At 69.0% G+C, this 13,695-nt stretch carries 10 protein-coding genes and 1 tRNA gene; 3 read left to right on the forward strand and 8 right to left on the reverse strand.

Annotation, left to right across the window (positions count from 1 at the left end):
• Positions 1-161 precede the first annotated feature (161 nt).
• A complete protein-coding gene (locus ABZX86_RS19805; protein ID WP_355125374.1) occupies positions 162-1,631 on the reverse strand; it encodes an FhaA domain-containing protein in 1,470 nt (489 codons plus the stop codon).
• A 269-nt stretch (positions 1,632-1,900) separates the two neighbouring features.
• On the opposite strand from ABZX86_RS19805, the gene ABZX86_RS19810 reads away from it, so the two are divergent.
• Positions 1,901-1,983 (forward strand) — tRNA-Leu (locus tag ABZX86_RS19810).
• Between the two features lie 667 nt (positions 1,984-2,650).
• Here ABZX86_RS19810 and ABZX86_RS19815 read toward each other — a convergent pair.
• A complete protein-coding gene (locus ABZX86_RS19815) occupies positions 2,651-3,748 on the reverse strand; it encodes a stage II sporulation protein M (protein ID WP_355125376.1) in 1,098 nt (365 codons plus the stop codon).
• A 58-nt stretch (positions 3,749-3,806) separates the two neighbouring features.
• Between ABZX86_RS19815 and ABZX86_RS19820 the strand changes: the two genes are divergently transcribed.
• The gene (locus ABZX86_RS19820; protein ID WP_355125378.1) at positions 3,807-4,586 is read left to right on the forward strand and encodes an RDD family protein; all 780 of its coding nucleotides are present in this window, start codon (positions 3,807-3,809) and stop codon (positions 4,584-4,586) included.
• A gap of 91 nt (positions 4,587-4,677) precedes the next feature.
• Here ABZX86_RS19820 and ABZX86_RS19825 read toward each other — a convergent pair whose 3' ends face one another.
• The 5 genes from ABZX86_RS19825 to ABZX86_RS19845 are packed head-to-tail and all read right to left on the reverse strand — an operon-like array spanning position 4,678 to position 9,572.
• Positions 4,678-5,973: a DUF58 domain-containing protein gene (locus tag ABZX86_RS19825; RefSeq protein WP_355125380.1), complete on the reverse strand. Its 1,296-nt coding sequence runs from the start codon at positions 5,971-5,973 to the stop codon at positions 4,678-4,680.
• A gap of 3 nt (positions 5,974-5,976) precedes the next feature.
• Positions 5,977-6,981 carry a MoxR family ATPase gene (locus ABZX86_RS19830; RefSeq protein WP_355125382.1) on the reverse strand — a complete coding sequence of 335 codons (1,005 nt, stop codon included), beginning with the start codon at positions 6,979-6,981 and terminating at the stop codon, positions 5,977-5,979.
• A complete protein-coding gene (locus tag ABZX86_RS19835; protein WP_355125383.1) occupies positions 6,978-8,048 on the reverse strand; it encodes a DUF4129 domain-containing protein in 1,071 nt (356 codons plus the stop codon). The genes ABZX86_RS19830 and ABZX86_RS19835 overlap by 4 nt, the downstream gene beginning before the upstream one ends.
• On the reverse strand, positions 8,045-8,917 hold the full coding sequence (locus tag ABZX86_RS19840; RefSeq protein WP_355125385.1) for a hypothetical protein: 873 nt from the start codon (positions 8,915-8,917) through the stop codon (positions 8,045-8,047). The genes ABZX86_RS19835 and ABZX86_RS19840 overlap by 4 nt, the downstream gene beginning before the upstream one ends.
• Positions 8,918-8,954: 37 nt before the next feature.
• Positions 8,955-9,572 carry a TetR/AcrR family transcriptional regulator gene (locus ABZX86_RS19845; RefSeq protein WP_355125387.1) on the reverse strand — a complete coding sequence of 206 codons (618 nt, stop codon included), beginning with the start codon at positions 9,570-9,572 and terminating at the stop codon, positions 8,955-8,957.
• A 79-nt stretch (positions 9,573-9,651) separates the two neighbouring features.
• On the opposite strand from ABZX86_RS19845, the gene ABZX86_RS19850 reads away from it, so the two are divergent.
• Positions 9,652-11,250, forward strand: coding sequence for an MFS transporter (locus ABZX86_RS19850; RefSeq protein WP_355125389.1), 1,599 nt, complete (start codon positions 9,652-9,654; stop codon positions 11,248-11,250).
• A gap of 215 nt (positions 11,251-11,465) precedes the next feature.
• Here ABZX86_RS19850 and ABZX86_RS19855 read toward each other — a convergent pair whose 3' ends face one another.
• Positions 11,466-13,283, reverse strand: coding sequence for a DUF4407 domain-containing protein (locus tag ABZX86_RS19855; RefSeq protein WP_355125390.1), 1,818 nt, complete (start codon positions 13,281-13,283; stop codon positions 11,466-11,468).
• Positions 13,284-13,695 lie beyond the last annotated feature (412 nt).

Below are 13,695 nucleotides of genomic sequence, written 5' to 3' on the forward strand. Positions count from 1 at the left end.
GATACGGAAAAAGCTCCGCGGACCCGCAACCGGTTGCTGGTCAGCGCGGCCCTGCGCCACCGTGAGTATTGGCAGCATCATAGGGCCGTAGACCGGTTGCGATCACGATACGACCGAGGAATCTCGAGCCATATCGTGACCTGCTTCGCGAGCTTACGGGATCAGACGATCCGGATCAGGATCTCGGAATGCCCGGCGCGGATGACATCCCCGTCGGCGAGCTGCCAATCCTGTACGGGAGAGCCGTTGACCAGCGTCCCATTGGTGGAACCCAGATCCGAGAGCATCGCGGTCTGGCCGTCCCATCGAACTTCGATGTGGCGCCGCGAAACTCCGGTATCGGGCAGGCGGAAGTGCGCGTCCTGCCCGCGGCCGATGATATTGCTGCCCTCGCGCAACTGGTACGTGCGGCCGGAGCCGTCGTCCAGCTGCAGGGTGGCGGAGTAGCCCGAGGCGGCCGCGCGGCCGGCCGGCGCCGCATACCCGGCCTGCTGGCCGTAGCCCGGCTGCTGGGCGTAACCCTGCTCGTCGGCATAGCCCTGCTCGTACCCGGCGGGCTGCTGGCCGTACGCGGGGTCGGCATAGCCGGGCTGCTGGCCGTAGGCCTGCTCCGGCTGCTGCCCGTAGGCCTGATCGGCATAGCCGGGCTGCTGGGCATAGCCCTGCTGCTGCCCGTAGCCCTGCTGCTCGTACGCCTGCTGGCCGTAACCCGGCTCGGCATAACCCGGCTGGCCGCCCTCGGCGTAGCCCTGCTGGCCGTAGCCGGGCTCGGCATAGCCCTGCTCGTACCCGGCCGGCTGCTGCCCGTACGCCTGGTCGGCGTAGCCGGGCTGCTGCCCGTAGGCCTGATCGGCGTACCCGGGCTGCTGCCCGTAGCCCGGCTCGGCGTAACCACCCTGCGGGGCCGCGCCGTAGCCGGCACCGCCCGGCTGGTTGTAGTCGTAGCCGTTCTGGTACTCGCCGTAGCCCTGCTGATCGGGCGCGGCATAACCGGGCTGATCGGGGTACTGCGACTGCGCCGGCACACCGCCGCGGCCGTATTCGCCGTAGCCCTGCGGAGCCGGGCGGCTCGCGGGCGGGGGCGCGTACCCGCGGGAACGTGGATCGGACTCCGCGGGCTCACGACTCGGGTCGTAGCCTGAGTTCTGCGTCATGGGGCCAGCTCCTGGTTGCGGGTTGGGTCGTGGTGTGCGTTCAGGTGCCGGCGCCGGACCCGCCCGGCGCTCGGCGGTTCCGCCGACGGCGTCCGGGTCCACACGGCCGCGTGTCCTGAACTGTCCGGTGTGCAGCGTAGGGGATGCCTCGAACTCCACGTGCACTTCGCCGTACGTCTGCCAGCCTTGCTCACGGATGTAGTCCTGTAAGTGTTTGGCGAAAGCCCGCACTGCGAGGTCGTGGTCGGCCTGTCCCTCGCCCTGGACGAGCTGCCCCAGGTCCGACTCGTTGATGGTGATGACGTAGCTGTTCGGAGCCAGCAGATGTCCGCTGCCGAGGTCCTGGATATGGTCCGCCGCCTCGCGCTGCAACGCGGCTTCGACCTCCTGCGGAACCACGCTGCCACCGAAGGCGCGGGCGAAGACGTCACCGACAGCGCCCTGGAGGCGACGTTCGAATCGCGAAACGATCCCCATCGCCCCTCCTCTCGGGTCAGGACGCTCCCTCGAGTGCGGTTACATCGAAGTGAGCGTGCGGCGTGTCTGGTCTCCTGGCAACGTGGGCGGCACGCGGACATGGCGTGTCACCGCGGGGACACGGTGATTGCATGATATCCACCATCGTCCACCCCTGTAACTCCCGGAAACGGGTCAGGGTTCCCGTGCGGGCATCCGCCGCCCCCAGCGCCGGTTACCTGGTGATTTCGTTTTGGCACACGGGCCGTGATACGTTCTTCGAGTCGCTCGGGCGAGTGGCGGAATGGCAGACGCGCTGGCTTCAGGTGCCAGTATCCGAAAGGATGTGGGGGTTCAAGTCCCCCTTCGCCCACAAACAGTAGGCCCGATCCGGATTCCGGATCGGGCCTACTGTCATTTCCGCACCCCTCGAAGGCTTGTGGGTAGCTTGCCGAACCCGCAGGTCAGAACAGGTGTGACGAAGATCGCAACCACGGTGTGAACTCCTCGGCCGAGGCGTTGCCGGATGGCCTCCGACGGTCCGCGGAGGGGTGTAAATCGATTGCCGGAAGGTGCCACATCGGGTATCTGCCCGATTTTCTCCGACCATTGCCTGACGGGCATTAAGTCAAAACAGAGTTAAACAAACTTGCAGTTTGTTTCCCCCGAAGCGACTGCTCGGCAATGGTGCTGAGCAGGTGAGAAACACCAGCTTAACGCGGGTTGAACCGCTTGTGATGAGTATTGGCCGGACTAATCGGCAAACCATTCGACAGGGGTTCTCGCGGTGCACGTGCAAGGGGTCGAATCGAGTGCGTCAACGGTACCGCGCGGGTGGTTTCATTAGCCTCCGCAGACCGCCGGCAATGTAGAAGCTGGACATTAGCGGACTGCTCGAGTTGCCTTCGCGCAAAGGGCATTTCGCCTGGTCGCGTTATACGTCCGGTGAGCAAGTCGGAGGTTGCGTACCCATAACGTTTGTGTAGAGTCGACGGTAACGCTGGCCGCAGCTGAGCCGGACTCGCTGCGGCCAGTGGAAATCACTTCCGGGCCGTTGCCACCAGCGTCGAACTCGCCGCTCCCGCAACCGGATCCGGGTCGCCCCCGAGCGAATTGCCCGGGGTGTGCGCGGGATTGCCCGACATGTGCTCGATTCCACTCGGCGAATGCGCCGCCGCCTCCGCGGTCTCCTGTTCGAGCACCGCGCGCCGTCCCAGGCCGAACACATAGGCCAGGAAACCGAGTTCGACGAGCGCCCCGATTCCGATCCGCACCGCGGTCGGCAGTCCGCTGGGTGTGACAAATCCTTCGATGAATCCCGAGATCAGCAGCACCACGACCAGGCCCAGGGCAATCGCGGCGGTGGCGCGGCCCTGCCGGGCCAGGGCCTGCGGCCGGGATTCCCGGCCCGGATCGATCAGTGTCCAGCCCAGTTTCAGGCCCGCGCCGCCGGCCACGAAAATGGCGGTCAGCTCCAGCATTCCGTGCGGCAGGATGTAGCCGAAGAAGGCGTCCAGGCGCCCGGCGTCCGACATCAGACCTGCGCTGATGCCCACATTGAGGGCATTCATGGCCATTACGTACACCGCGGGCAGGATGAGTATCCCGGTGAACAGCGACATGGCCGCCACCGTCGCGTTATTGGTCCACACCTGCGCCGCGAAAGCGTCGTGCGGATGCGCGTAGTAATAGGTCTCGAAATCGCCACCGGGCCGGGTCAGTGTGTCCGTATCGGTATCGAGGCCCAGAGCGCGGCGCGCGGATTCGGAGTTCGCGACCCACGTGCCGACCGCCGCCGAGGCGACCACGAAGACCGTGGCCACCGTCACCCACCACGGCCAGGCCCGGTAGACGGCCGCCGGGAAGCGGTGGGTGAAGAAGCGGCCGATCTCACGCAGGGTGTCGATACGCGCGCCCAGGACCCGGCCGCGGGCCCGGGTGAGGATCGCGGACAGGCCCGCCACCAGTTCCGCCTCGGCGGATCCGGATTGCAGCCGGGCCAGCTGTTGTGAGGTGAGCCGGTACAGCAGCACCAGTTCGTCGGATTCGTCGCCGGTGAGTTTCTTGCGGCGGGTTGCCAACGCGTCCAGGCGATCCCAGGAAGGTTTGTGCAGGAACGTATACGCGTCCAGGTCCATCGGTTGCCTTCCTGTGCCTTCGCTCGGAAGAATGCTAGTCGCCCCCACCAGGAGTGACATGGCCCTTTTCACCACCGGCGAAGCAGTCGCCGTCGAACTGCCGATCGCGCGCATCCCCACGCGGGCCGCGGCGTTCCTGCTCGACCTGTGCGTTCAGCTGATCCTCGGGCTGGTGCTGGTGCCCGGCAGTCAGGTGCTGCTGTCCCGGTGGGGCGCGGATTCGGCCTGGCGCGATACCGCCATGGTGGTGACCGTGGTCGCGGTGCTGATCGGCTATCCGGTGCTGGGCGAAACTCTCACGCGCGGAAGGTCGCTCGGCAAGATGGCGCTGGGCCTGCGGGTGGTGCGCGGCGACGGCGGGCCGATCGACTTCCGGCACGCGGTCACCCGCGGTCTGTCCGGCATCGTGGACTTCTGGATGCTGGGCACCGGTCTCATCGCCGTGGTGGTGTCGCTGTGCTCACCGAATGCCCGCCGCATCGGTGATGCCCTCGCCGGAACGGTGGTGGTGCACGATCGCAGCCGCCTGCCGTTCGCGGCGCTGGTCGTCCCGCCGCCGTGGTTGCAGGGCTGGGCGCGGCAACTCGAACTCTCCGGCCTCTCCGACGAATTGGCGCTCGCCGTGCGCCGCTACCTGATCCGCTTCGGCACCCTGACCCCCGTCGTCCAGGACCAGCTGGGCCGCACCCTGGTCCTCACGGTCTGCGCCCGCCTGCACACCCCGCCCCCCAACGGCTATCCGCCCCTGATGATCCTGGGCGCCGTCCTGTCCGAACGCCAGCGCCGCGCGTTCCCACCCCCGCCCGCCCGCCCGGCATACGCACGCGCCGTCGCCTGAAGACCGCCCGTCCCCCGGGTCCCCCCCGTCATCCCGGCATGCCAAAAGCGCACCGGGAAGACGAGGGTCGGTTCGACAGAGACGGGCGGCTTTACATCGACCCGGTTTGCTTGAGCTCCAGATATTCATCCGCGAGGGCGCTGGGCAGCCGGTCCGGGGATTCGGTGATGACGCGGACGCCGATGCGGCGCAAGGTTTCCCGGGCTATCGCGTGTTCGGTGAGGATGTTCTCGGCGGCGGCCGCGGTGTAGAGGTCGTCGAGGGTGGAGCGGTGGGCTGCCGCGGCGGCGACGTCCGGATCGGTGACGGAGACGATGAGTACGCGGTGGCGCCGGGACAGGACGGGGAGGACGGGGAGCAGGCCCTCCTGGACGGTGGCCGCGTCCAGGTGCGTGAACCACACCACCAGGCTGCGGCGGCGGGCGCGCTGCAGGGTGGTGCGGAGCAGGCCCTGGTAGTCGGTGTCGACCAGTTGCGGTGTGATTCCGGCGAGAGCGTGCATGAGCTTGAGCTGCAGGCGTTTTCCGCCGATGCCGCGCACCTCGGCGCGCAGGGTGCGGTCGTAGGCGAGCAGGTCCACCGAATCGCCGCCCGCGGCCGCGAGACCGCCGAGCAGTAGCGCGGCCTCGATGGTGGCGTCCAGGCGGGTGCCGTCGCCGACGCGGCCCGCGCTCACGCGTCCGGTGTCGAGCAGCATGACCACGTGCCGATTGCGCTCCGGCCGCCAGGTGCGCACCAGTACGTCATCGGCCCGGGCGGTGGCCCGCCAGTCGATGGTGCGGACATCGTCACCGGCCACGTACTCGCGGAAGGAATCGAATTCGGTGCCCTGGCCGCGCCGATTCGTGGTGTTGCGCCCCTCGAGATGTTGCAGCTGTGCGACTTTGGAGACGAGCAGCTTCTCGCTGCGGAACGGCGGCAGGGCGCGCAGCCGGGCCGGGACGTCCCGGCGCAGCTGCCGTCCGGCCAGGCCGAGCGGGCCGAGCAGGCGCACGGTGACCGGACCGGCGACCCGGTCGCCCCGATATTCGGGGGTCAGCTCGGTGTGCAGCCGAATCCTGGTGTTGGACGGCAGATTCAGCGGGTGCGCGTGATTGCGGGGCTGAGCACTGGCGGGCCAGTCGTCCCAGAGCGTGCCGCGCAGGGTGCGATCACCGGTATTCAGGGCGATCAACTCCACCTCGATACCGCGCCCGGTGCGGACGGTGGTGAGCGCGGCCCGCGAAAGCTGCAGCGCCCCCGGCGAACCCAGCAGCAGCAGATCCGCCAGCACCAGCGCCCCGAGCAGTGCGGTCGCCAGCAGTACGCCCGCCCAGGACGGCAGTACGAAGGTGACGAAGAGTGCGGCGACGCCCGCCGCGACGGCCAGCCGGCCGGTGACGACCACCGGCTACACCGGCACGGGGACGGACATCAGCAGGGACGCCATCACCCCTTCGGCGGTCACGCCCTCGATCTCGTGCTCGGGCCGCAGCTGCAGCCGGTGCCGGAGCACCGCTGTCGCCACGGCTTTCACGTCATCGGGGGTGACATAGCCGCGGCCGTTCAACCAGGCGAAGGCCCGGGCGGCGGCCATGAGCGCGGTCGCGCCGCGGGTGGACGCACCGTGCGCGACGGCGGGGGAGGTGCGGGTCGCCCGGCACAGATCCACCGTGTAGGCCAGCACCTCGGGGCTGAGCGTCACCTGGGCGACGGCCCGGCGGGCGGCGGCGATATGCGCCGGACCGGCGACCGGGCGCAGCCCGGCGGCGGCCAGATCACGCGGATCGAAACCGGCGGCGTGCCGCTGCAGAATGCGGAATTCGTCGTCGCGCCCGGGCAATCGGATGTCGACCTTGAACAGGAACCGGTCCAGCTGCGCCTCCGGCAGCGGATAGGTGCCCTCCTGCTCGATGGGGTTCTGGGTGGCGACCACCACGAACGGATCGGGCAGCGGCCGCGGCACGCCGTCCACCGAAACCTGCCGCTCCTCCATGGATTCCAGCAGCGCGGACTGGGTTTTCGGTGGGGTGCGGTTGATTTCGTCGGCGAGCAGCAGATTGGTGAAGACCGGTCCGCGCCGGAAGGTGAACTCCGCCGAGTGCGGATCGTAGATCTGCGAACCGGTGACATCACCTGGCATCAGGTCCGGGGTGAACTGGATGCGGGCGTGCTCCAGGTCCAGCGCGGTGGCCAGCGCCCGCACCAGCAGCGTCTTGGCCACGCCCGGAACACCTTCCAGCAGGACGTGACCGTGGCACAGCAGCGCCAGGACCAGGTACATGACCGCCTGGTCGTTGCCGACCACGGCCTTGCCGATCTCGGCGCGCAGGGCCAGCAGCGCCTGCTGGGCCTGTTCGGCGGTCACCGCGTGGTTGGTGTCCACGACAACCGCCGTGGGCTCTGATCCGGTCACAAGACCTCCGCTTCGATCCATTCGAGTTGTGCGGCCACGACTTCCAGCGTGGCCCGGTCCGGGACCGGGTCGTACAGTGCGGCGCGCAGCAGCGCCGGGTCGGAGCCGGTGCGCGCGGACAGGCCCGCGGTCACCAGTTCGGGCGGGGTGGCAGCGGTGACGCCGAGCGCGGGCCGCAACCGCCGCAGGGTGGCCGCGCGCAATCCGGCCGCCACATGATCGTGGTCGCGGGATTTGCGGTACAGCCCGGCCTGTCCCGCGAGCAGTTCATTGGCGGGCGCCTCCACCGGCCGGGGTTCGCGCACCACGGTGCCGCGCCGCCGGCCCCGCCACCAGAGCACGGTGATCCAGGCGATCAGGAATTGCAGTCCGCCGAAGGCCGCCCAGTCGGGCAGGCGCTGGAAGATGGAATCGTCGCCGCTGCCGAAGTCCGGCGGCTTCACCTTGGGCGGGTGATGCGGAGCGGTGGTCGGCGGGGGTGCGGTGGTCGGCGGCTGCGTGTCGTGCGGTGTCGACGGCGGCATGCTCAGGTGGGTGACCAGATAGATGAGGAAGAGCACGGCCAGTATTCCGGCCAGCACCGCCCAGAATCGCCAATCCCGCAGAAGCGCGGGCAGTTCCAGCGGTTCGCGGCTCTTCCTCCGCCGGGCCGTCTTCGGTTTGCGGGTCCGGCGCTGCTCGGCGATCTCGGCGGGCGCCAGCTTGGGCGGCGGGGCCACGGAGTAGCGGTCGGCCTGTTCCAGTCGCCGGTATTCGGCCTCGGCCGCCGGGCGGCCGCCGTATACGACCTCGTCGAAACTGTGTGCGGCCGAGGGGAGTTCGATGGCCTCGCCGGGCAGTACGGCGGTGGCGGCCTGTGCGGTTTCGCGGGCGGTGCGGGCGCGCTGCACCTCGAGGATGCCGCGCTGCTCCAGCCCGCGGGTGACGGCGCGGTACCGCTCCCGCAGCGCGGTGCCGAAATCGGCCCGGCGGGCCGCTTCCTCCGCGGCGGCCAGGTGTGCGGCCGCGGGTCCGAGCGCGGGTTCCGGTGGGGCCGGGCGGTATTCGTCGGTGCGCGGATCGGTCACGGCCGGACCGCCCCGGGAACGCGGATGTCCCAGGCTTCACGGCGGCAGCGCCGATCCACATAGGTGACGACCTGGGCCGCCGACTCCACCATTTCCCCGAAGGCCACCATGATCAGCGCGACGGTCACGATCAGCACGGTCACCGTCCAGCGGTGTGTGCCGGAGAAGCCGGAGATGAACTGCGGCAGTGCCAGCAGCGGCACCACCAGCACCAGCAGCAGCCCGCGCAGCGATATGAGCAGCCCGACGATCTGCCAGTCCGAACCGGACATCAGCAGTTTGGTGCGCAGCGTCGCGATCCGGAAGGTGGCCGATTCATCGAAAATGGCCGGGACCGTGGTGAATCGGCGTGCGCGCAACCACAGCAGCCAGATCACGGCGAACGGGAGGGTGATGAGCAGGGGAGCGCCCAGCGCCAGCACACCGATGCCGATGAGCGTGTACATCACCTGATAGCCGAGCAGCGGCCCGGCTTCGGAGGCCAGCTGATGCAGCGCACCCCGCCAGGACAGCGGCTGCCGGTGCACCACCGCGAGCCCGATCGGCACGGTGACACCGCGTACGAACATGCGCAGCGCCCAGGCCGCCACCAGTCCGGTCAGCAGTGCGCCCCAGAAGGTTCCGCCGTCCGAATCATCGGTGGCTACGGAGACCAGCACCGTCACGGCGAGGGTGACGACGGCGGCTACGGCCACCGCCGTGCCGAGCAGTACGGCAAGGGTTTTGATGCGCGTCTGGATCAGTGCGAAGGGCAGATCCAGGAGTTCCCGGAACTGCATGGGGCGAATCGGGACCGCCGCCGGTTCGGTGTGCGGTTCCCCCACCGAGCCGGCCGGCGGACCGACAGGATCGGTGGCGGCTGGCAACACGGGGCCGAGTCTATAGGGACGGCCTCGTCCGGTCGCTCTATGTTTTCGCGAGCAGGCGGGCGACCAGCTGCCGGTACAACTCCGGGTCCACGGGCCGCATACCGAGCAGTGCGCGCAGGTAGACGCCGTCGCCGACGAGCCGGACGATCTCGGCGTGCACCGGATCGTGGATCTCGTTGTCCAGTGCGCCCTTCCAGCCGCCCATCATTTCCGCGAGCGCGCGATCGGTCTCCTCCGCGGGAGCGTCGTCCGCGGCGCCGGTGGTGCTGTTCGCGTCGTCGGCGCGGCCGTGTGCGCCGTCGACCGTGCGCATGGTGGCCAGGATGGACCGGTGCAGCGCAAGGTCCAGTGCATCGGCGTCATTGTCGGGCTGCGGGGTCTGCAGATACCACTCGGCGACGGAATGGCCCTCGTCCACGGCATGGCGCAATTGCTGATCGGCGCGTTCGCCGAGCCGGCGCACCAGTCCGGCGAGCAGCGCGTCCTTGCTCTTGAAGTGGTAGAGCAGTCCGCCCTTGGAGACGCCGGCGGCCGCGGCGACGCTTTCCAGCGTCACCTGGGACATGCCTTTGTCGAGCAGGAGAGATTCGAGGGCGTCGAGAATCCGATTGCGGGTGCCGACCGGATCGCGTGCGGTCGTCCGAGAGGTTGTCACAGCCATTAACTGTACCGTCTGGACGGTAAGTCTGTTACTGTACCGTCCAGACGGTTTCCCTCTGGAAGAGAAAGATCCCATGCCCAGCCACCTCCCCGCCCGGTCCGGACCCGGATCCGCGGCGGCCCCCGGCAATAACCCGCCCACGTCCGGCACACCCGCCCCGGACTCGGCCGGTCGCGCGACCCTGCGTGACTGGGCCGGTCTCGGCGTGCTGGCGCTGGCCCTGCTACTGGTCTCGGTGGACGCGACGGTGCTCGATCTCGCGGTCCCCGCCATCAGCAGCGATCTCGCACCCACTACTCCACAGCTGCTGTGGATCATCGACGTCTACTCGTTTGTGCTCGCCGGTCTGCTGATCACCATGGGTACCCTCGGTGACCGCATCGGGCGGCGGCGACTGCTGCTCATCGGCGCGGCCGCCTTCGGGCTCGCGTCCGCGGTCGCGGCCTTCGCGGTGAACCCCGAAATGCTCATTGCCGCACGGGTTCTGCAGGGTCTGGCCGGTGCGACGCTGATGCCGTCGACGCTCGGCCTGATCCGGTCCATGTTCACCGATGCCCGGCAGCGCACCATTGCCATCTCGGTCTGGGGCGCCATGGCGGGCTCGGGTGCGGCCATGGGCCCGCTGCTGGGCGGCTGGCTGCTCGAGCACTTCTGGTGGGGTTCGGTCTTCCTGGTGAACCTGCCGGTCATGGCCCTGCTGCTGGTGCTCGGACCGTTCCTGGTGCCGGAGTCGCGGGACCCGAATCCGGGCCGTTTCGACCTGGCGAGTGCCGCGCTGTCCATGCTGGCGCTGATCCCGATCGTGTACGCGGTCAAGGAATTCGCGGCACACGGGCCGAGCCTGAATCAGCTCGTCGCGGCGGGCATCGGTGTGCTGGCGGGCGTGCTGTTCGTGCGCAGGCAGGGCTCGCTGGCAGCGCCGCTGATCGATCTGACGCTGTTCCGCATTCCGCCGTTCCGGGCGGCGGTGCTGGCCAATCTGCTGTCGATCTTCGCGCTGGCCGGTGTGCTGTTCTTCGGATCGCAGTATCTGCAGCTGGTCCTTGGCCGCGCGCCCTTGCAGGCGGGTCTGCTGCTGATCCCCGGCACCGTCGGCAGCATGGCCGGTTCGCTCGGCGCGGCCTGGCTGGTGCAGCGCTGGCGTCCGGTGAGTGTGCTGGCCGGTTCGCTGGTCACCGCCGCCGTGGGCGCCTCGCTCTTCTGGTTGCTACGCGCCGATCCCTCGGCCTCGGTGCTGCCGTTCATGGTGGGCTTCCTGCTGATCGGCCTGGGAGTCGGTGTGGCGCTGACCCTCTCGTCCGACATGATCGTCAGCACCGCACCCGTCGAACGCGCCGGCAATGCGGCCGCCATCTCGGAGACCGCACTGGAAACCGGTGTGGCCCTGGGTGTGGCGGTGCTCGGCAGCGGTGTCATGGCGGCCTTCCGGCACGGGCTGGATGAATCCACGGTCCCGGCCGCGCACACCGGCGCGGCGCGCGAATCCCTGGGCGGCGCGGTCGAAACCGCGCGCGGCCTGCCGGCGGCGGAGGCCACGTCACTGCTGAACTCGGCGCACACCGCCTTCGTCGACGGCATCCACCTGGCCGCCACCGGCACCACCCTGATCCTGCTGGTGACCGCGGTAGTCACCTACCGCGCCGCGACGAGCAAGAAGCGCCCGGCGCAGTAACCCCGTCATCCCGGCGCGCTTTTGGCCGGGATCCACGCCCCGGGGTCCTCAGCCGATCTCAGTGGATCCCGGCCAGAACCATGCCGGGATAACGGGGGCGCAGGGTCGACGGTGAGGCTGGCGGCCCGGCGAATATGGCTGTGGCCCGGATGTTTCCGTGTTCAACGTGAAACATGCCGGGCCACAGCTGTCTCGGCGACGATGCCGAAGGAGTCCTATTTCTTGTCGGCGCCCGGCGGAAGTTCGCGCGGGCCGCGGTATTCGAGCTCCGGGGCGCGGTGGCCGGGGAGGACGTGCTGCTGCTGGGTAGCGGGCAGCTGATAGCTCGGATCGACGACCTGACCCGGCGGCAGCGCACCGTAATTCGGGTACTGCGCATACGGCTGCTGGTACGGCTGATCCACCACATTCGAGGCGACATGCTGGGCGTACTGCGGCTGCGCGCCCGGCGGCAGCTGGTAGCCGTACTGCGGCTGGGCGTACATCTGCTGCTGTTGCGCGGAATCCTCGAAGTTCGAGGTCACCTTGCGGGTGCGCCGCAGCGTGAAGGTGATCTCCTCGGCCTCTTCGAACGCCTGCCGCACGGTGCGCAGCGGATGCGTGGCGGTATCGAGGGCATTGGCCACGAACGACGGCACCAGCGGCCGGATCCAGCGGGCCGCGGTATCGGTGAACGGCACCGTGCCGATGATCGGAAGTTCCAGTCCGCCACCCTTGTTCACGGGCGCGGGCTGCGGGGCCGGGGCGACCGGTGCGAGCGCACCCGCGGCGCCCACCGGCGCCGGCGTTCCCGGTGCGAGGTGGGCGGGCAGGTTCGGTGTCACGATCCCGTCCTGGGACACGGAGCCGTCCTTTCGGTGACCGGCCGGCAGTTCATGCTGTGCGGCACGGTCGAATTCGTCGATGGCGCGCTGTTGCGCCGGTTCGGTGATGCCGATCTCGAAGCCGCCGATGGAGGCGATGATGCGCTTGCGCTGGCGCTCCCGGTCGATGGCGGTATCGGCGTGCAGCGCCAATTTGGCCGCGGTGAGCTGCTGTTCGGCCCGCAGCGCTTCGGCCTCGACCCTGGTCTCGGCCTGTTTGACCGCGATGGCGGTGGCGGCGGCCTGCTCCACCCTATCGGTGGCGGTGCGGGTGGCGAGCTCCCGATCGAACGCGGTCTCCCCGCGCCACCAGCGCAACAGCAGTGGCAGCAGCGCCAGCACCACCAGCAGCAGCGCGGTGGCCAGGCGCAATGCCAGCGGCCCGGCATGGCCGGTGGTGTAGTCGTTCATGGCGACCCACCGGGCCCCGAGCCCGCGATCGCCGTCGGTATAGGCGGCGGTGCGAGCGGCGCCGAGCGCCTTGTCCTTATCGGTGATCGCCGCGTCCAGCCCGCCGATCCTGGCCTGGGCCGCGGTGAGCTGGGCGTGTGCGTCGTCGGCCACCTGATTGGCGGTGCGCTCCTCGGGGCCGCGCCCCGGGTCACCGGTGATCCGGGTCTGCGGGCAGTCCGGTGTCGGACGGTATTCACAGCGCGCGGTCACCAGGGCGACGTCGTAATCGTGCTGCGCCTTGGCTATCTGCTGATCGAGGGTGGCACGGTCGGTGCGCGCCTGGTCGAGATCGGTGCGGGCGGTGACCACGGCGGGCGCGGATTCCACTCCGCGCCGGGCGGTTTCGTCGAGCAGCCGGTTCACCGTGCCGCCGAACAGTACGGTGCAGGCCAATTCGGCGACGAAGATGCCGACCACGGCGGCGACACCGATGCGCGCGGCGAATTCGGCTCGTACCCGCGGGGTTTCGGTTCTTCCCGGAGTGGCCGCGGTGGCCAGCGCGCGAGAGATCGCTCCCACCAACAGGGTTGCGATCAGGGCGATGACGACGATCGCGAACAGCGGCCAGTGCGCGGCGCCGGTGGCCAGCGCGATCACGACGGCCGAGGTGACGGCGAACAGCGCCACCACGGCTCCGGTCACCGCATAGGCGGTGCGCTCGTGGCGTTCGGTGACCCCCGCGTGCGCGCCACCGAGCCAAGTGAGCAGAACGGTCATGAGAGCTCACATCCTCGACACAGTGTTATCTCAGCGTGACAGGAGGGCGGCGATTCCACCGAGTGGGGCGGCGGGGATGTGGTCAGGCTCACATCGGCGCGTTTCCAGCGTGCGACGTGGTCTTGATCACGCAGGTACCTGCCGAGATAGTGCCTCGATTAGTGACTTATCGCATATTCACAGTTAGCTGACTGAGTGCTGAATCCCACAGTTTGTAAAGATTCCGTACGGTCGGAACGTTGCAATGGCTTGTCGCCCGGAGTGCCGCGACTTTCACCGCACACCGCCGGGAAGTTAGCCGCCCCACGTCCGGTTTGCCGGATGCCCCTGCGGGGAAACCTCTTTCATTGCAGGTGGGAGGCCGTTCCGGAGCTGCGCCGGGGCGGATGTCCCTTTCCCTCGCGCGCGCGGA

Origin of the sequence: Nocardia sp. NPDC006630 (assembly GCF_040611495.1) — a bacterium.
Lineage (GTDB): Bacteria > Actinomycetota > Actinomycetes > Mycobacteriales > Mycobacteriaceae > Nocardia.